The sequence below is a fragment of the Duganella aceris genome (assembly GCF_011090165.1).
Lineage (GTDB): Bacteria > Pseudomonadota > Gammaproteobacteria > Burkholderiales > Burkholderiaceae_D > Rugamonas > Rugamonas aceris.
Genome location: NZ_JAADJT010000015.1, coordinates 1 through 18607 on the forward strand (window position 1 = coordinate 1; position 18607 = coordinate 18607).

The following is an 18607-nucleotide window of genomic DNA, read 5'->3' on the forward strand; positions in this document are numbered from 1 at the left end:
AAGCTACCGGCATCGATGGTTCATTTGCGCGAAAGGTTGGTTAGCCTTCTGAATGAAGAACGGCCCGGTCGAAGCTTCGACCGGGCCGTCAAGGGCAGACCTAGAAAATATGACGTTCGCGTATTAAAAAAATCTCCTTAACTGAACGGCATTACGCCGACGGCGCGTTTTTTTTATGCGTGAAACCGAATCATTTCTGCGACAGGACCCATTTCACCAGCGTCTGGGCTTCCGCTTCGTTGACTTGCGGGTTGGCTGGCATCGGGATCGCGCCCCAGGTGCCGGAACCGCCCTTGATCACTTTGGTGACCAGCTTGGCCTCGGCATCCTTCTGGCCGGCGTATTTGGCGGCGACGTCCTTGTACGCCGGACCCACCAGCTTGGTGCCGACCGCGTGGCAAGCCATGCAGTTCTTGGCCTTGGCCAGATCCATGCCCGCGTCCGCCATCGCCGCTTGCGAAGCGAACGCCGTTGCCACAACCATCCCAACCATCATCAAATTGCGTTTCATTGTGTTCTCCAGGTAAGTGCTTCTTCATTCCACCAAGAATTCTAACGCATCACAACGCCAAAGGTTGACCGAGAGCAGAATATTGCTCCCCGTAAAGCCATTTTGTTTGTAAGATGGCGGAAGAAAAGGAGGACGTCATGCCGATTATCCTGTTGATCGTGGCGCTGTGCGCGCTGCGTTATTTTGAGGTCTGGAAGTTCGCCGAGCTGTCGTGGTGGTGGATCGTCGGACTGATGGCGTTCGCCTTCCTGTGGTTCGAATACCTCGAACCGATGTTCGGCCTCGACAAGCGCAAGGCCCACAACGAAGACGAAAAACGCCGCCAGGCCCGCGTCAAGCAGAGCTTCGACAAGAAGAAATAACTCCCGCCCGGGACGGCGCGGGAGCATAGTGACTTAGCGCTTCAGCTGCGACAGGTCGCGCACCGCGCCGCGATCGGCGGAAGTGGTCAGCGCGGCGTAGGCTTGCAGCGCTTGCGAGACGTAGCGGTCGCGGTTGACCGGCTGCCATGCGTCGGCACCCTTGGCTTCCATCGCGCCGCGCCGCGCCGCCAGATCGGCGTCGCTGATGCGCAGGTTGATGCTGCGGTTCGGGATGTCGATGTCGATCATGTCGCCCTCTTCCACCAGGCCGATCGCGCCGCCTTCCGCCGCTTCCGGCGAGGCGTGGCCGATCACCAGGCCCGACGAACCGCCCGAGAAGCGGCCGTCGGTGAACAGCGCGCATGCCTTGCCCAGGCCCTTGGACTTGATGTACGAGGTCGGATACAGCATCTCCTGCATGCCCGGACCGCCTTTCGGACCTTCGTAGCGGATGATGACCACGTCGCCCTCATGCACGGTGTCGCCCAGGATCGCTTCGACCGCCGCGTCCTGGCTCTCGAACACACGCGCCTTGCCGCTGAATTTCAAAATGCTTTCATCCACGCCGGCCGTCTTGACGATGCAGCCGTTGACCGCCAGGTTGCCATACAAGACCGCCAGTCCGCCGTCCTGCGAATAGGCGTGCGCCTTGTCGCGGATGCAGCCGGTGCTGCGGTCCAGGTCCAGCGCCGCGAAGCGTTCCGACTGCGAGAACGCGGTCTGGGTCGGCACGCCGCCCGGCGCGGCGCGGAACAGCTGGTGCACCGCCGGATCGTCGCTGCGCTTGATGTCGTTGCGTTCGATCGCATCGGCCATGGTCGGCGCGTGGATGGTCGGCAGCGAAGTGTCCAGCAAGCCGGCGCGCGCCAGTTCGCCCAGGATCGCGATGATGCCGCCGGCGCGGTGCACGTCCTCGATGTGGTACTTGTCGGTCATCGGCGCCACCTTGCACAGGCACGGCACCTTGCGCGAGATGCGGTCGATGTCGGCCATGGTGAAATCGACGCCGGCTTCGTGCGCGGCGGCCAGCATGTGCAGCACGGTGTTGGTCGAGCCGCCCATCGAGACGTCCAGCGCCATCGCGTTCTCGAACGCCGCCTTGGTGGCGATGGAGCGCGGCAGCACCGAGTAGTCGTCCTGCTCGTAGTGGCGCTTGGCCAGTTCGACGATCAGGCGGCCGGCGCGCAGGAACAGCTGTTCGCGGTCGGAGTGGGTGGCGAGCACGGTGCCGTTGCCCGGCAAGGCCAGGCCCAGCGCCTCGGTCAGGCAGTTCATCGAGTTCGCGGTGAACATGCCGGAACAGGAACCGCAGGTCGGACAGGCGGAACGCTCGATCTCGGCCACATCGGCGTCGCTGACGGTCTGGTCGCCGGCCTTGATCATGGCGTCGACCAGATCGAGCTTGATGATCTTCTGCTTGCCGTCGACCACCTTCAGCACCTTGCCGGCCTCCATCGGGCCGCCGGAGATGAACACCACCGGGATGTTGAGGCGCATCGCGGCCATCAGCATGCCCGGCGTGATCTTGTCGCAGTTGGAGATGCAGACCATGGCGTCGGCGCAGTGCGCGTTGACCATGTACTCGACCGAGTCGGCGATCAGGTCGCGCGACGGCAGCGAATACAGCATGCCGCCGTGGCCCATGGCGATGCCGTCGTCGACCGCGATGGTGTTGAATTCCTTGGCGACGCCGCCGGCCTTTTCGATCTCGCGTGCGACCAGCTGGCCCAGGTCCTTCAGGTGCACGTGTCCCGGCACAAACTGAGTGAACGAGTTGACCACTGCGACGATCGGCTTGTCGAAGTCGCCGTCCTTCATGCCTGTGGCGCGCCACAGGGCGCGGGCGCCGGCCATGTTGCGGCCGTGGGTGGTGGTGCGTGAACGGTATTGCGGCATGATGTTTCTCCTGATGATAAGGCTAGCTTAATTCCGCTGGCTTAGCATGAGAGTTTGCGGCGGCCAAGGCCCGCTGTCAAATATATGATTCGCATTGCTGTGAGTCGTATAAAATATCACAGACCAATAATCCAACAGTAAACCATATGGAACTGCGACAGCTGCGCTACTTCGTCACCGTCGCCGAAGAACTCCACTTCGGCAAGGCCGCGCTGCGCCTGCACATGACGCAACCGCCGCTGTCGCAGACCATCCAGGCGCTGGAGGAACTGCTGGGTGCCGCGCTGTTCGAACGCAACCGGCGCGGCGTCGCGCTGACCCCGGCCGGCCTGGCGCTGCTGCCCGAAGCGCGGCGCATGCTGGCGCAGGCGCAGGAGCTGCCGCAGCTGGTGCGCCGCGCCGCCGGCGGCGAAGTCGGACGCCTGACGCTGGCCTTCGTCTCCTCGGCCGACTACAGCGTGCTGCCGCCGTTCCTGCGCGCCTACCGCGCCGCCTACCCGCAGGTGCAGATCACGCTGCAGGAGGCCACCTCCGACCTGCAACTGGACGACCTGCTGCACAGCCGCATCGACGCCGGCCTGCTGATCCCGCCGCTGCCCGACAAGGCCAGGCTGGAACTGGACTATCTGCCGGTGCTGAGCGAGCCGCTGATGCTGGCCCTGCCGGCCGACCTGCCGGCGCTGAAGAAGAAGGGCAAGCTGTCGCTGGCCGCGCTGCCGGCCCTGCCGCTGATCATCTTCCCGCGCGCGATCTCGCCGGCGCTGTACGACGCCATCCTGTCGGTGTTCCGCGAAGCCGGCGTCACGCCGGAGATCGGCCAGCAGGCGATCCAGATGCAAACCATCGTCGGCCTGGTCTCGGCCGGGATGGGGATGGCGCTGGTGCCGCAGTCGGTGTCCAACCTGATGCGGCCCGGGGTAGAATACCGGGCGTTGGCGGACGTCACCCCGCTGGTCGAAACCGGCCTGGCCTGGCGCCGCGACAACGCCTCGCCGGTGCTGCGCGGCTTTTTGGATTTATTAAGAAAAGAATTAAGGAAAACCGCCCTATGCTGATACACCCGATGCCCGACCCGATCGCCCTGCAACTGGGACCGGTCGCGATCCACTGGTATGGCCTGATGTACGTGCTCGCCTTCGCGATGTTCATCACGCTGGGGCGGGTGCGCATCAAGCAGCCGCACATCGCCGCGCAGCTGTGGAAGAAGGAAGACCTGGACGACATGCTGTTCTACGGGATGCTGGGGGTGGTGATCGGCGGCCGCATGGGCGAAGTGCTGTTCTACGAACCGGTCAAATATTTTTCCGACCCGATCGAGATCCTCAAGGTCTGGCATGGCGGCATGTCCTTCCACGGCGGCTTCATCGGCGTGCTGATCGCGATGGCGCTGTGGGCGCGCAAGTCGGGCCGCAACCTGCTCGACGTGTACGACTTCATCGCGCCGCTGGTGCCGCTGGGTTATGCGGCCGGCCGCCTGGGGAACTTCATCAACGCCGAACTGCCGGGCCGCGTCGCCGGCGATCAATCGCTGCCTTGGGCCATGATGTGGCCGGACACGCGCTACCCGCTGCTGCCGGACCCGGTGTTCCTGCAAGGGCTGCGCCATCCGTCGCCGATCTACCAGCTGCTGATCGATGGCCTGCTGGTGTTCGCGATCCTGTGGCTGTATGCGCGCAAGGAGCGTCCGCGCCTGGCGGTCGGTGCCTTCTACACGCTGCTGTACGGCTGCGCGCGATTCTTCACCGAGTACTTCCGCACTCCGGACTGGGAAACCACGGTGCTCGGCATGCCGATCACCTCCGGCCAGGTGCTGTCGCTGCCGATGGTGGTCGCCGCCATCGTGATGCTGGTGTGGGCGTATAAGGTCAAGCAGAAGGGCCGCGCGCCGATTCTTACTTCAACAACTTCGCGATAGTTTTCCACTGGGCGGCCGTCACCGGCGTGATCGACAGCCGGCTGCCCTTCTGCAGCACCACCATGTCCTCCAGCGCCGGAATGGTGCGCAGCTCCGCCAGCGGCAGCAGGCGCGTCTTCCGCGTACCCTTCACATCGACCGAGATCCAGCGCGGCTGCTCCTGCGTCGCCTTGGGGTCGTAGTATTTGCTCTTGGCGTCGAACTGGGTCGCATCCGGATATGGACCGCCGACGATGACCGCCAGCCCGGCGATGCCCGGCTCGGGGCAGCTGGAGTGATAGAACAGCACTCCGTCCCCGTCCTGCATCTGGTCGCGCATGAAATTGCGCGCCTGGTAGTTGCGCACGCCGAACCACGGCGTGGTCTGGTTCTTCGACGCCATGACGTCGTCGATACTCACTTCATCCGGCTCGGACTTCATCAACCAGTATTGCATCAGCATTCTCCAGACGAAAAAAAACGGCTGCGCACTCACATGCTGACAACCGTTTTTTAATGAATAAGTACCCCGCCTGTGCCGTCTTTGCCGGCATCCCGAACCAAACGGTTCAAGGTGGTCACAGTTAGTTCAATTTCGGGTTCATCGGACTAGCGACGCTCACGCCCATCGAACAAAATTCCGCAACCGGTGCACATAAATGGTTCAAGGAATATATGGCAATCGCGAACACCGCAGGGTGAAACGAAGTTTACTCTCTTGTCCGCCGCAAAGGAAGGAGTTTCGCCAATTAAAACAGGGTTTCTTGCGGGGTCAGGGCGGAATCCAGCACTTTGTGCATGGCCGCGATCTTGGTCTGCACTTCGAGGATGGACATGTCAGACAACGGACCTTGCGGCGCTTTTACCGACAGCAGTTGCGCCGCCATGCCCAGCGCCGCCATGACGGCGATGCGGTCGTTGCCCTTGACTTTGCCGGCGTCGCGGATGACGTTCATCTTCTTGTCCAACAAGGCAGCCGCCTCGCGCAGCGCGCGCTCTTCGTCCTCCTTGCAGACCAGGCGATACGGCTGGCCCATGATGGTGATATCCAGCTGGATCATCGAGCATCCTCGTTTTCAGGCAGCGCGTCGGATTCGCCGCCGTCGAGGGCGGGGACTTTTTCCAGCAGCGCCGCGACGCGGGCCGACACCTCACCCAGGCGTCGCTGATAAGCCATGCTCTCCATGACGAGCGCGGAATTAGCTTGGCGCAGCTGCGCATTTTCCCGGCGCAAAGCAACGGTCATCTCGGCCAGCTGGTCGATTTTATCGGATAGTTCTTGGAATTCAGAAATCATCCCGCCACTATAGGCAGCGCACGGGACGCCGTCAACCGAATCGCGTATTTGCGACCAACAAGCACGCGATTTATTTACAGGCCGTCAACAACCGCCGTCCTATCGTTCGATGGTGACGTTGCCGTCGATGCCGCTGCCCTGCCCCGGCTCCGCCTCGACGATGACGTTCAGCTCGCGCTTGCCGGCGCCGGCCGGCAGCGGCAGGTCCAGCGCCCCTGGGGCGTAACCGTCCTTCTTGCCGAGCAGGACGCCGTTCAGCCACACCTCGGCCTTGCCGCGTATCGAAGCGAAGCGCAGGCGCCCGCTGCCGTCGGCCAGGTTCTTGCGCGGCGTGAAGCTGGAACGGTACAGATGGAACTTGCCGCCCGCCTTGGCCACCATCGGCGGCGAGCCCCAGCCCCAGGTGTTCATGTCGAAGCCGGCCAGCTGCTGCACCGGGTCCGGCCGCGTGTCGCTGTCGGGCGCGATGCGCCAGCTGCGCACAAAGGTCAGCGGCGCGTCGGCTTCGGCGACATACGGCTGCGCCGCCACCGGCTTGACCGGAATCGTCACCCGCGCGGCGACCAGGCCGGGCGCGCTGGCGACGACGGTGACGGCGTCCTTGCCGTCGTAGTTGGTCTGCACGATCAGCTGCGCCAGGCCGTTGAACAGACGCCGCGTCGCGCCCTTCTCATCCTCGTGCGAATTCGGATCGCCGTTGCCATGGCCGATCGAACGGCCGCCGCCCGTCACCGCGAAGGTCACCTGCGCGTCGGCCAGCGGCACCGCGCGGCCCTGCGCATCCAGCGCGCGCACCGTGATCGGCATCGCGTCGCGGCCGTCGCCGGCCAGCTGCGCGCGGTCCGGCACCAGCTCCAGCGCCACCGCCGCGCCGGTGGTCTCCACCGCCGTGCGCGCCACTTCCTGGCCGCCGCGATAGCCGATCGCCTCCAGCTTGCCCGGCGCGTAGGCGACGTTGAAATAGTTCATGCGGAACGGATCGACCTGTTGCTCGCCCAGCGCGCGCCCGTTCAGCAGCAGCTTGATGCGCTCGACGTTGGCCATCACCATCACGCGGATCTCCTTGCCCTCGCTGCCGCTCCAGTTCCAGTGCGGCGCGATGTGGATCAGCGGCTTGTCCTTGATCCACTGCACCTGGTGGATGTAGTAGGCGTTCTTCGGGAAGCCGTTCAGGTCCATGATGCCGAACACCGAGCTGACCGACGGCCATTCGTTCGGCGTCGGCTCGCCGCGATAATCGAAGCCGGTCCAGACGAAGCCGCCCGCCACATACGGCCGCGTGGCGATGGCTTCCCACGCGTCGCGGTGGGTGTTGCCCCACTTGGCCGCGTCGTCGTCGTAGCTGGCGATCAGGTTCTTTTCCTTGACGGTCTTGAACTCGCCGCGCGTCATGAAGGCGGAGGTGTCCTCGGAACTGGTGAACGGCTTGTCGGGATAGGCCTTGTGATACTTGTCGTAGTCCGGCACCTGGTAGTTGGCGCCCACCACGTCCACCGCGTGCGACACATTCAGCTCGGTGAGGAAGCCGCCGTTCATCGCCGCCGTCACCGGCCGCGTATCGTCCAGCGCCTTGACGGCGGCCGACATGCGCCGCACCATCTCGTAGCCCACTTCGGTGGCCTGCACCGGTTCCTCGTTAAACACCGACCACAGCACCACGCCCGGATGATGGCGGTCGCGCTTGACCATCCACTCCAGCTGCTTCATGTAATCCGGCGATGGATTGAAGTTGCGGTTCTCGTCCATGACGACAAAGCCCATGCGGTCGACCAGGTCCAGCACCTCGGCCGCCGGCGCGTTGTGCGAGAAGCGGATCGCGTTGACGCCCAGTTCCTTCAAGCGGCGCAAACGATACTCCCACACCGAATCGGGCACCGCCACGCCGACGCCGGCATGATCCTGGTGGATGCACACGCCCTGCAGTTTCACGTGCACGCCGTTGAGGAAGAAGCCCTGCGCCGCGTCGAAGCGGATGCTGCGGAAGCCGGTGTGCAGCGTCAGCTCGTCCTGCTGCTCGCCGCCCTGCAGGACGCGGGTAGCGACGCGATACAGATTGGTTTTCTCCAGCGACCACAGGGCCGGGTTGTCGATGGCGACCGGCAGCTGCACGGTGCTGGTGGCCAGCACGCCGACGCGCGCGGCGGCCGTGCGCTGCGCCACTTGCTTGCCGGCCGGGTCGAACACGGTCACCTCAACCGTCACGTCGGCGGCCTGCTTGCCGCTGTTGTTCAGCGTAACCTCGACCGGGATGCTCCACGACTTGCCTTTGCCGGCGCGCGGCGTGGCGTGCACGCCGTCGGTGGCGATATGCACCGGGCTGCGCTTGACCAGCCAGGCGTGGCGATACATGCCGGCGCCCTCGTACCACCAGCCCTCCATCGCCTCGGCGTCGGCGCGGACGGCGATGGTGTTGAGCGCGTCGCCGTAGCGCAGGTAAGGCGTGATGTCGATGTAGCTGGCGTTGTAGCCGGACCAGTTGCGCGTCACCACATTGCCGTTGACCCAGACCGTGGCGTGGGTGGCGATGGCGTCGAACTGCAATTCGAAATGCTTGCCGCGATCGGCCGCGTCGACGCGCAGGTAGCGCCGGTACCAGCCGATGCCGCGCGGGCGATAGCCTTGCGCGACGTTGGCCTTGGGATCGAACGGGCCTTCGACCGCCCAGTCGTGCGGCAGATCCAGCTTGCGCCAGTCGGAGTCGTCGAACTCGTTGCCGGCCGCGCCGGCGGCGCTGCCGGCCTTGGCGTTGCCATAGGATTCCTCGTGGCCGAGGATGGGCGGCTGGACCACGTCGCCCAGATGGAACAGCCAGCCGCGATCCAGCGACAGGCGTTCGCGCACATCGGCGCCGGCTTCGGCATGCATGCAGACCGCCAGCAAAATCAAAGCGGAGCACAGCCTCCGCCAGTTACTCATGTATGGTTTCAAGCTGCGCTCCCGAAAATGAAAAAAAACGGAGCGGCGCCATCACGCACCGCTCCGCAAACCACGATAAAAGGTTACAGCTTGAACGACAAGCCCAGGTTGAAGCGGCGGCCGAATTCCGTGACCTCCTGCTGGATCGGGATATTCGAGCTGGTGTAGACCGCCTTCTGGTTGGTCAGGTTGTCGATGCCGAAGCGCAGCTGGATTTGCGGCGTCAACTGCTTGGCCAGGTTCAGGGTCAGATAAGTCTCGGACTCGTTTTCGATCAACTGGCCCGCGCCCCAGGTCGGATTGCGCACAAACTTGCTGTGATAGTTGGCCGACAGCCGCGCCTCGTAGCCGGACTTCTCGTACCACAAGGTCACGCCGCCGTTGTGCTTCATCAGGCCCTCGATCGGATACGGATTGCCGACCGGCGTCTGCTCGCGGATATTGCTAGTGGTGTAGGCGTAGTTGCTGGCGACGCCCAAGCCGTCGAACGGCGCCGGCAGCGAGGTGAACGCCTGCTGGTACACCAGCTCCAGGCCGCGAATATCGCCGCCGTCGCCATTGACGGAACGGGTCAGCGTCGCGGTGCGGCCGTTGACGGTGGTGGTGTCGCTTTCGATGGCGATGTAGCGCTGCACCTTCTTGTAGAACGCGCCGGCCGACAGCAGCGAGGCTTTGTCGAAGTACCACTGGTACGACAGGTCGACCTGGTTCGCCATCATCGGCTTCAGCTCGGGATTGCCGGCGCCGCCGGTGATCGGCTGGCTGGTGTTCGACACATTGCTCAGGTTACGCGAACCGCGCATCTCGTCCAGCGGCGCGCGCGACATGGCGCGCGCCACGCTGAAGCGCACCTGGCGTTGCTGCGCCTCGTCCATGTTGAAGATCAGATTCAGGCTGGGCAGGACTTCGGTGTACGTCGCGCCGCCCTCCACCGCAGTCGGCGCCGCGCCGTCCAGCGACTGCATGCCATAGCCGGTCTGCTTGGTGTGCACCAGCCGCACGCCGACATTGCCGCGATAGGTCTTGCCCAGCGCTTCGCCTTCCAGGTCGCCCTGGATGAAGGCCGAGGTGCTGCGCTCCTTGACCTTCCAGCCGGCCAGCGCGTCGTTCTGGATCTGCCACGCTTCCTGCACCTGGCCGTTCGGATTGAAGGCGTTCGCGCCGAAGGCGCTGGCGACGCTGGCGTCGAAATCCTTCAGCGCGATGAACGCCGGGAAGCCGTCGGCCTTGACGGTCTGGTAGGCCGACGCCGGAATCGCCGACTTCTGCGCCAGCGTCCACGTGGTCTGGTGATAGCTCTTCTCGCGATCGCTGCCGCGCACGCCGAACTTGAGGCGGCTGATGATGCTGCCGTCGATGGCGCGCGAGGCGTTCAGGCTGAACGCGTCCAGCTTGTCCTTCACATGGCCGTCGTTGTCGACGTACAGCGTCGGCGTGCCGAAGTTGGCGACGTTGCCGGTGTCGATGCCGAAGCTGTAATCCTGCTTCTCGCCGCCGGTGAAGGACCAGGTGACCGGCACGCCGCCGTTGGCGTTCAGGCGCAGGTCGCGCCACTGGCTGCCGCGCCGCGCGTGCGACGACGACAGGTCGGCTTCGATCTTCCAGTCGCCGGCGTTGAACTTGCCGTTCAAGCCGCTGGCGGCGACGCTGGTGTCCTGCACATAGACGAAATCGTTGGTGATCAGCGTGGCGTTGTTGAAGGTGCCGCCGGCGACATAGCCGTCGCGGATATCCAGGTTGCTGTAGCCGGCGGAATTGCCGCCGTCCCAGTTGCCGAGGTTGTCGGCCCAGTGCTGCAAGCCGCGCTCCTTGATCTTGGCTTCGGCGTAGTAGCTATCGGCGGTGATCAGCACGTCCTTGTTCGGCTTCCATTCCAGCTTGCCCAACACGCTGGAGCGCTTGTCCTTGCCGTAGCGCGCCTCGTCCTGGAAGCCCCACGGCGTCTTGTCGATCTTGCCGTCGCCGTTGATGTCGGCCGAGTGATCCTCGTTGAAGCCCCAGTGGCGCTTGTTCTTCTGCACCGACGGCTGGTCCTGATAGCTGAAGGCCAGCGCCGCGCCGATGGTCTTGTCCGCGAACTGGTCGATGTAGACGCCGCCGAGGCGCGGCGCGGTCTTGTCGGCGCCGGGGATGTCCCTGGCCAGCGCGTAGTACAGCGCATCGGCCTTGAGCGACAGCTGGCGGCCGTTGTACTTCAATGGCGACACGGTCTGCAGGTCGATGGTGGTGGCGATGCCGCCCTCCACCAGTTCCGCGTTCTGCGATTTGTAGACGGTGGCGCCGCTCAGCGACTCCGACGGAAACTGCTCGAAGCGCACCGCGCGGTTGGGCTCCGACGACGCCAGCTCGCGGCCGTTCAAGGTGGCGCCGATGAAGCGCGGGCCCATGCCGCGCGCGACGATCTGGCTGGCGTTGCCGCGATCGAGGCCGGACGACAGGCCCGGCAGGCGCGCCAGCGATTCGGCGATGGTGGTGTCGGGCAGCTTGCCGATGTCCTCCGACGACACCACTTCGACCATGCTGTTGGAAGCCTCCTTGGCCGCCAGCGCGTTGCGCACCGAGGCGCGGATGCCGGTCACGGTGACCTGCGTCATATCGCCGGCCGTCTCCTGCGCCAGCGCCTGTTGTACCAATAGGGGTGAGGTGAATAGCGTGGCGATGAGCCAGCTCATTTTTTTGTGTTTCATTGCGCGTCTCCAGTATTTTTATATTCCGTCTCGTTACAGAGTGGACGGGTAACTGAATGCTAACGAAACACTAATTTACAAACCAATAGCTTATTGCGTGCGCGGCATACCAAGTTCGTATATCAGGGATGCGCAGGAGCACGATAATCGGGATAGATGTTCGCCGCGACATCGCGCAGCGCCATCAGCATCGCATCCGCGCCAGGCGACAGCTGGTGCCGTTTGCGGGTGATGATGCCGAAGTAGTCCATGCTCACGCCCAGGTCGAACGGCAGGATCGTCAGCAGGCCGGCCTCCAGGTACGGCTTCACCGCGTCGGGCGGCAGCGCCACGATCATGTCGTTGTTCATCAACAGGCTGGCGACCACCGGCATGTCCAGCGTCTCGACGGTTTCCGCCGGCTGCTCCAGGCCGTGCGACAGGAACAGCGCGGTCAGGCGGTCGCGCAGGATGCTGCCGGCCGGCGGCAGGATCCAGCACTGCTCCATCAGTTCTTCCAAAGTCAGGTCGGTGCGGCCGGCCATCGGATGGCCGCTGCGCGCGATCAGCAGGTGCGGCTCGTCGGTCAACGGTTCGAAATTCAGTTCGTCGGCCGCCTCGGTGTCGAGGATGCGGCCCACCACCAGATCCAGCTCGCCGCCGCGCAGGCGTTCCACCAGCACTTTGCTGGTCGACATATTGACCGCGACGTGCACCCGCGAGTGGCGCGCCTTGAGCAGGTTGATCGCCTTCGGCACCAGGCCGGTGCCCGGCGCCAGCACGGTGCCGATGCCGACCCGGCCGCGCAGGCCGGACAACAGCTCCATCACCTCCTGGTGCGCCGCGTCCATCTCGGCCAGCGCGGCGCCGGCACGGCGGATCAGCACCTTGCCGTACCAGGTCGGCGCCACGCCGCGCGACAGCCGTTCGAACAGCTGCACGCCCAGCGCGTGTTCAAGCTCGCCCAATAATTTGGACGCACCGGGCTGGGTCAGATTGGCGGCTTGGGCCGCATGGGCGATGGAGCCATGGCGGCCCAACTCGACCAGCAAGACCAAATGGCGGGTTTTCAGGTGGGAGCGGACGAAGCGATCCGAGCGGGAATCAGTCATATGGGTGATTATTTGAATAGCCCATCATAAAGGCGGGCTGGGGCAGCGTCAATCACCGTTACAGGCGGCGTACGGGGGTACCGCTATCATCGAACAGCGTATCGGCGATGCCGGGGGGCAGTCCGGCCGCCAGATCGGACGGCAGGCCGTACAAACCGCCGCGCGCGCCCAATAGCAGCAACTGCTTCAATCCCGGGCCGCCGTAGGCGACGCTGGCCGCCGCCTCGCGCGCCAGGGCGATGCGCTGGCGCACCCCGCCGTCGGCGTCGTACTGCACCAGGGCGCCGCCCTGCACGCTCCACAAGCTGCCCACGCTGTCGACCACCGCCGCGCCGGCGCCCCGCTCCAGCACCTCGGCGAACGGCGTCACGTCGCCGACCTTGGCGCGTTCGGCGTCATAGCTGCACTGCATGATGGCGCCGCCCTCGGCGTCGGCGAAGTACATGCGCCGGCCGTCGGGACTGAAGGCGATGCCGCCGGCCGTCACCACCACCGGCAACGCCAGCCGGCGCAGGCCGTGGCGCTGGGAATACTGATAGAAACTGCCGATCGGCCGCTTGTCCGGCGCGGTGTTGGCGGTGCCGAAGACGAAATTGCCGGCGCGGTCGGTGCAGCCGTCGCTGATGCTGGTGCGCGCTTCGGCGGCGTCGATGGTGGTCAGGACCTGGGCCTGCAACGGGCGGCTGGGCTGCCCCGGGTCCGGCAGGTCGATCATGCCGAGCCGCTTGCCGAGGCCCAGCAGCACCCGGCCGGAGGCGCAGCAGGCCATCACGCAGGCGCTTTCCTGCATCCGCACGCCGCTCGGCATGCCGGCCGGCGCGGGCCAGGCGTACAGCTGGCCGCCGACCGGGTCCGGCCAGCGCCAGCAATGGGCCGTGGCGTCCCAGCGCAGCGCGCAGCCGGCTTGCCCGACGCGGATCAACATGATGCCCGCAGTGGAGGCGACGGTGGTGCTGGCTGTGCTCATGCGGTCAATGCTCCTGATGTGTGACCGCCAGTCTAAGCGGCGACGCCGCGCCGCTGATATGAATAAATCAGCATCATCCATGACGATATCGGATAGCTGCGCGGCCCTGTACAGCTATCCGATATTGATATGGCTCCCTGCGAATTAATCATATTTCCCGTCTAGCCGACGGCTTTAGACTGAGCGCTGTTCCCTGAACTTCAACTCCTGACCCTATGAAAATCACCAAACTGACGACTTACCGTGTTCCACCGCGCTGGATGCTGCTGAAAATCGAGACCGATGAAGGCGTCGTCGGCTGGGGCGAACCGGTCATCGAAGGCCGCGCCCGCACCGTGGAGACGGCGGTACAGGAGATGGAACCGTTCTTGATCGGCCAGGACCCGGCCCGCATCAACGATTTGTGGCAGACCATGTACCGCGCCGGCTTCTATCGCGGCGGCGCGATCCTGATGAGCGCCATCGCCGGCATCGACCAGGCGCTGTGGGACATCAAGGGCAAGGTCATGGGCCAGCCGGTGTACGAGCTGCTGGGCGGCCTGGTGCGCGACCGCATGAAGATGTACAGCTGGGTGGGCGGCGACCGTCCGTCCGACATCATCGAACAAATCACCACGCTGAAAAAAGGCGGCTTCGATACCTTCAAGATGAACGGCACCGAGGAGCTGGGCATGCTCGACACCTCGGCCAAGGTGGACGAAGCGGTGCGGCGCGTGGCCGAGATCCGCGCCGCCTTCGGCAACACCATCGAGTTCGGGCTGGACTTCCACGGCCGCGTGGCCGCGCCGATGGCCAAGGTGCTGATGCGCGAGCTGGAGCCGTTCCGTCCCCTGTTCATCGAGGAGCCGGTGCTGGCCGAGCAGGCCGAATACTACCCGCGCCTGGCCGAGATGACGTCGATCCCGATCGCCGCCGGCGAGCGCATGTACTCGCGCTTCGAGTTCAAGAACGTGTTCGCGGCCGGCGGCCTGTCGATTGTGCAGCCGGACCTATCGCACGCCGGCGGCATCACCGAATGCCTGAAGATCGCCGCCATGGCCGAAGCCTACGACATCGCGCTGGCGCCGCACTGCCCATTGGGGCCGGTCGCGCTGGCCGCCTGCCTGCAGGTCGATTTCGTCTCCTACAACGCGGTGCTGCAGGAGCAGAGCATGGGCATCCACTACAATCGTGGTGGCGAGCTGCTCGACTACGTCATCAACAAGGAAGACTTCAAGATCACCGATGGCTATATCAAGCCGCTGACCAAGCCCGGATTGGGCGTGGAAGTGGACGAGGAGCGCGTGATCGCCGCCAGCAAGAACGCCCCCGACTGGCGCAATCCGGTCTGGCGTCATGCCGACGGCAGCGTCGCCGAGTGGTAAGGGCAAGCCTCCCGGCATCGCACCAACAATAAAAAATATCTGGAGACGAGTATGCCCTTTTTGTTACGCCGCCACACCGGCGCCGCGCTGATCGCCGGCGTCCTGGCAGGCAGCACGGCCGGCGCCGGGACGCTGGCGATCGACGCCAGCGCGCCGACTCCGGCGCCGCTGGCCGCCGCGCTGCGCCTCGGCAGCGCCGTCGCCCCCAATGGCGACACGCTGGGCGCCAACGCGCGCTACCTGACCCGCAACGGCAAGCCCTGGCTGCCGGTGATGGGCGAATTCCATTACAGCCGCACGCCCGCTTCGCAGTGGGAGGCGGAGCTGCGCAAGATGAAGGCGGCCGGCATCGACATCGTCGCCAGCTATGTGATCTGGACCCACCACGAGGAAATCGCCGGCAAGTTCGATTGGTCGGGCGACCGCGACCTGCGCCGCTTCGTGCAGCTGGCCGCCAAGGCGGGGCTGGATGTGGTGGTGCGCGTGGGGCCGTGGGCGCATGCGGAAGTGCGCTTCGGCGGCGTGCCGGATTGGGTGGTCAACGCGATGCCGACCCGCTCCAACGATCCGCAATACATGGCGTTGGTGGAAAAACTGTATGCGCAGATCGGCGCCCAGATCAAGGGACAGCTGTGGAAGGACGGCGGGCGCGTGATCGGCGTGCAGCTGGAGAACGAGTACAACATCGATGGGCCGGGCAAGGGGGTGGCGCATATCTCGGCGCTGAAGAAGCTGGCGCTGAAGGCGGGCATGGATGTGCCCTACTACACCGTCACCGGTTGGGACGGCACCATCTATCCAAGTGGGGAAGTGACGCCGGTGTTCGGCGGCTATCCGGACGAGCCCTGGGGCGTCAGCACGCAAGAGCTGCCGCCGAAGGAGACGTATGCGTTCCGCTTTGACACCCGCGTCAGCGGCGACCTGGGCGCGCAGACGGCGGCCCATGCGCCCGGCACGGCGGAGACGGACAAGGATGTCACGCCTTTCCTCGGCGCGGAGTATGGCGCGGGGCTGCCGGCCATGTATCGGCGCCGCACGGTGGTGTCGGCCGACGATATCGCGGCTATGCTGCCGGTGCAGCTGGGGTCCGGGGTGAATTTGATGGGCTATTACATGTTCCACGGCGGGCGCAATCCACTGGGCCTGGGCGGCACCTCGCTGGAGGAGAGCACGCTGTCCGGCGGCTACAACGACACCACCATGATCAGCTACGATTTCCAGGCGCCGCTTGGGCCGGATGGCCAGCAGCGCAAGGTGCTGGAGAAGCTGCGGCCGTTCCATCTGTTCCTGCATGATTTCGGCGCGCGCCTGGCGCCGATGACGGTGCGCAAGCCGGACCTGACGCCCGCCACGCCGGCCGACCTGAAGACCGCGCGCTTCGCGGTGCGCAGCGAGGGGGATCGCGGTTTTCTGTTCTTCAGCAACCATGTGCGCCAGTATCCGATGGCGGCGCAGAAGGCGACCCAGTTCAAGGTCAAGCTGCCCGGCCAGAGCCTCACGCTGCCGAGCAAGCCGGTCGACATCGCCGACGGCGCCTACTTCATCTGGCCGCTGAACCTGGACCTCGACGGCACCAACCTCGCCTACGCCACGGCGCAGCCATTGACGTTGCTCGACCAGGGCAAGGACGGCGTGGTCGCGGTCTTCGCCGCTGCGGCCGGCATCCCGGTCGAATTCGCGTTCGGCGCGGCCGGCATCCCGGCGGCGTCCACCGGCTCGGTGGGGTCGGCCAGCATCGCCGCGCCGGGCGCGCAGGTCAGCGAGGCCGATGGGCGCACGCTGGTCGCCGGTGTGCAGCCGGGCGCCAACGCGGCGCTGACCGTGCGACGCGAAGGCAAGCGCCCACTGACCATCGTGGTGCTGACGCCCGAACAATCGCAGCAGCTGAGCGTGCAGCAGCTGGCCGGCCAACGCCGCCTGGTGCTGAGCGCCCAGCAAACCTACGTCGGCGACGGCGCGCTGCAACTGCGCTCGACCGGCAGCGGCAAGTTCCGCTTCGCCGTCTACCCGGCGCTGAAAGCCCAGCCGAAAGCCAGCAGCGACAGCGCCGCCTGGAGCGCCAAAGCCACCGGCTCGGCGCCATCGGCCAACGTCGCGCTGCGCGCCGCCGGCAACGACGGCATCTTCCAGGTCTTCGAAGCCGAACTGCCCGCCCGCGAACTGAAAGCCACGCTGACGCAAACGCGCGCCGCGCAGGCCGCGCCTCCTGTCATGATAGGCGGTCTGGCGAAAGCCGCGATCCAGCCGATACCGGAAGCCTTCAAGGCCGCCGGCGCATGGCGCATCGACGTGCCGCGCGAACAACTGCGCGGCCTGGAAGACGCCCTGCTGCAAATCGATTTCGTCGGCGACATCGGCCGCCTGTACTCGGGCACCCGCCTGCTGGACGACTGGTACTACAGCGGCTACCAATGGCAGTTCGGCCTGCGCCGGAACGCGGCCCTGCTGGACCAGCCGCTGACCGTATCCGTATTGCCGCTGCGCGCCGACGCCCCGGTCTACCTGCCCAAAGAGGCACGCCCGGACTTCGGCCGCGACCAACAACTGGCCGCCGTGCGCGGCGTCAGCGTGATACCCGTGTATCAACTGCGCGTCGTCACGCCAACCCGACCGTAAAAAATAATATCAATTGGAGATTTAAATGAAACGAACCCTTATCGCCGCCGCAACGCTCTGCCTGATGGCCGCCGCCACCCTCGCCCACGCCGCCGATCCGGTCAAGATCGGCTTCCTGGTCAAGCAGGCGGAGGAACCATGGTTCCAGGACGAATGGCGCTACGCCGAGCAGGCCGCGAAAGATAAAGGCTTCACGCTGGTGAAGATCGGCGTGCCGAACGGCGAAAAGATGATGGCCGCGATCGACAACCTGGCCGCGCAAAAAGCCCAGGGCTTCGTCATCTGCGCGCCGGACGTCAAGCTGGGCAAGGCGGTGGAACGCTCGGCCAAGCGCAACAACCTGAAAGTGATCTCGGTCGACGACCGTCTGGTCGACGGCGGCGGCAAGCCGATCGAATCGATCCCGCACATGGGTATCTCCGGCTACGCCATCGGCAAGCAGGTCGGCGAAGGCATCATCGCCGAGATCAAGGCGCGCAAGTGGAGCATGGCCGACGTCGGCGCGATCCGCGTCGCCTACGACCAGCTGCCGACCGCCAAGGAACGCACCATGGGCGCGGTCGACGCGCTGAAGGCCGCCGGCTTCCCGGCCGCGAACATCATCGACGCGCCGCAAGCCAAGACCGATACCGAGAACGCCTTCAACGCCGCCAACATCGCGCTGACCAAGAACGCCAAGTTCAAGCACTGGGTGGCGTTCGGCCTGAATGACGAGGCGGTGCTGGGCGCGGTGCGCGCCGCCGAAGGACGCGGCATCAAGGCCGACAGCATGGTCGGCGTCGGCATAGGCGGCGCCAAGGCGGCCGAGAATGAGCTGAGCAAACCGGCGGCGACCGGCTTTTTCGGCTCGGTCATGATCAGCGCCAAGGAGCACGGCTACCAGACCTCGGTCAATCTGTACAACTGGATCACAGGCAAAGGCGTACCGCCGGCCGAAGTGCTGACCAAGGGCATGCTGATGACCCGCGCCAACCAGGCCGACGTGCGCAAAGCGATGGGCCAGTGA

Annotated in this window: 15 protein-coding genes and 1 other RNA gene; 6 read left to right on the forward strand and 10 right to left on the reverse strand. The window is 65.2% G+C overall.

What is annotated here, in order from left to right:
• Nucleotides 1-190: 190 nt before the first annotated feature.
• Nucleotides 191-511, reverse strand: coding sequence for a c-type cytochrome (locus GW587_RS26725; protein WP_166107956.1), 321 nt, complete (start codon nt 509-511; stop codon nt 191-193).
• Nucleotides 512-648: 137 nt separating this feature from the next.
• Between GW587_RS26725 and GW587_RS26730 the strand changes: the two genes are divergently transcribed.
• Nucleotides 649-873: a TIGR04438 family Trp-rich protein gene (locus tag GW587_RS26730; RefSeq protein ID WP_166107957.1), complete on the forward strand. Its 225-nt coding sequence runs from the start codon at nt 649-651 to the stop codon at nt 871-873.
• A 33-nt stretch (nt 874-906) separates the two neighbouring features.
• Here GW587_RS26730 and ilvD read toward each other — a convergent pair whose 3' ends face one another.
• Entirely contained in the window at nt 907-2769 is a 1863-nt protein-coding gene (gene ilvD, locus GW587_RS26735; protein ID WP_166107958.1) for a dihydroxy-acid dehydratase, read from the reverse strand.
• Nucleotides 2770-2915: 146 nt separating this feature from the next.
• On the opposite strand from ilvD, the gene GW587_RS26740 reads away from it, so the two are divergent.
• Nucleotides 2916-3824, forward strand: coding sequence for a LysR family transcriptional regulator (locus GW587_RS26740; protein ID WP_166107959.1), 909 nt, complete (start codon nt 2916-2918; stop codon nt 3822-3824).
• Nucleotides 3818-4684 (forward strand): prolipoprotein diacylglyceryl transferase, encoded by an 867-nt coding sequence (gene lgt, locus GW587_RS26745; protein WP_166107960.1) that lies wholly within the window; start codon nt 3818-3820, stop codon nt 4682-4684. Before GW587_RS26740 ends, lgt begins: the two co-directional genes overlap by 7 nt.
• Here the strand turns inward: lgt and GW587_RS26750 are convergent.
• The 8 genes from GW587_RS26750 to GW587_RS26785 all read right to left on the reverse strand — a co-directional run bounded on the left by GW587_RS26750 (nt 4662) and on the right by GW587_RS26785 (nt 13621).
• Nucleotides 4662-5120, reverse strand: coding sequence for an EVE domain-containing protein (locus tag GW587_RS26750; protein WP_166107961.1), 459 nt, complete (start codon nt 5118-5120; stop codon nt 4662-4664). The two genes, lgt and GW587_RS26750, sit on opposite strands and share 23 nt — an antisense overlap.
• A gap of 65 nt (nt 5121-5185) precedes the next feature.
• Nucleotides 5186-5366, reverse strand: a non-coding RNA gene (gene ssrS / locus GW587_RS26755) — 6S RNA.
• A 46-nt stretch (nt 5367-5412) separates the two neighbouring features.
• The gene (locus GW587_RS26760; protein WP_166107962.1) at nt 5413-5724 is read right to left on the reverse strand and encodes a cell division protein ZapA; all 312 of its coding nucleotides are present in this window, start codon (nt 5722-5724) and stop codon (nt 5413-5415) included.
• Entirely contained in the window at nt 5721-5960 is a 240-nt protein-coding gene (locus tag GW587_RS26765; RefSeq protein ID WP_166107963.1) for a hypothetical protein, read from the reverse strand. The genes GW587_RS26760 and GW587_RS26765 overlap by 4 nt, the downstream gene beginning before the upstream one ends.
• A 99-nt stretch (nt 5961-6059) precedes the next feature.
• On the reverse strand, nt 6060-8825 hold the full coding sequence (gene galA / locus GW587_RS26770) for a beta-galactosidase GalA (RefSeq protein ID WP_229259673.1): 2766 nt from the start codon (nt 8823-8825) through the stop codon (nt 6060-6062).
• Nucleotides 8826-8959: 134 nt separating this feature from the next.
• Nucleotides 8960-11563: a TonB-dependent receptor gene (locus GW587_RS26775; RefSeq protein WP_166107965.1), complete on the reverse strand. Its 2604-nt coding sequence runs from the start codon at nt 11561-11563 to the stop codon at nt 8960-8962.
• 122 nt (nt 11564-11685) lie between these two features.
• The gene (locus GW587_RS26780) at nt 11686-12654 is read right to left on the reverse strand and encodes a LysR substrate-binding domain-containing protein (RefSeq protein ID WP_166107966.1); all 969 of its coding nucleotides are present in this window, start codon (nt 12652-12654) and stop codon (nt 11686-11688) included.
• Between the two features lie 58 nt (nt 12655-12712).
• The gene (locus GW587_RS26785; protein ID WP_229259674.1) at nt 12713-13621 is read right to left on the reverse strand and encodes an SMP-30/gluconolactonase/LRE family protein; all 909 of its coding nucleotides are present in this window, start codon (nt 13619-13621) and stop codon (nt 12713-12715) included.
• A gap of 215 nt (nt 13622-13836) precedes the next feature.
• On the opposite strand from GW587_RS26785, the gene dgoD reads away from it, so the two are divergent.
• From dgoD to GW587_RS26800, 3 genes are read left to right on the forward strand one after another with little or no spacing between them, the layout of a single operon-like run.
• On the forward strand, nt 13837-14985 hold the full coding sequence (gene dgoD / locus GW587_RS26790; RefSeq protein ID WP_166107967.1) for a galactonate dehydratase: 1149 nt from the start codon (nt 13837-13839) through the stop codon (nt 14983-14985).
• A gap of 51 nt (nt 14986-15036) precedes the next feature.
• Nucleotides 15037-17601: a beta-galactosidase gene (locus GW587_RS26795; RefSeq protein ID WP_166107968.1), complete on the forward strand. Its 2565-nt coding sequence runs from the start codon at nt 15037-15039 to the stop codon at nt 17599-17601.
• Between the two features lie 25 nt (nt 17602-17626).
• Nucleotides 17627-18607, forward strand: coding sequence for an arabinose ABC transporter substrate-binding protein (locus tag GW587_RS26800; protein WP_166107969.1), 981 nt, complete (start codon nt 17627-17629; stop codon nt 18605-18607).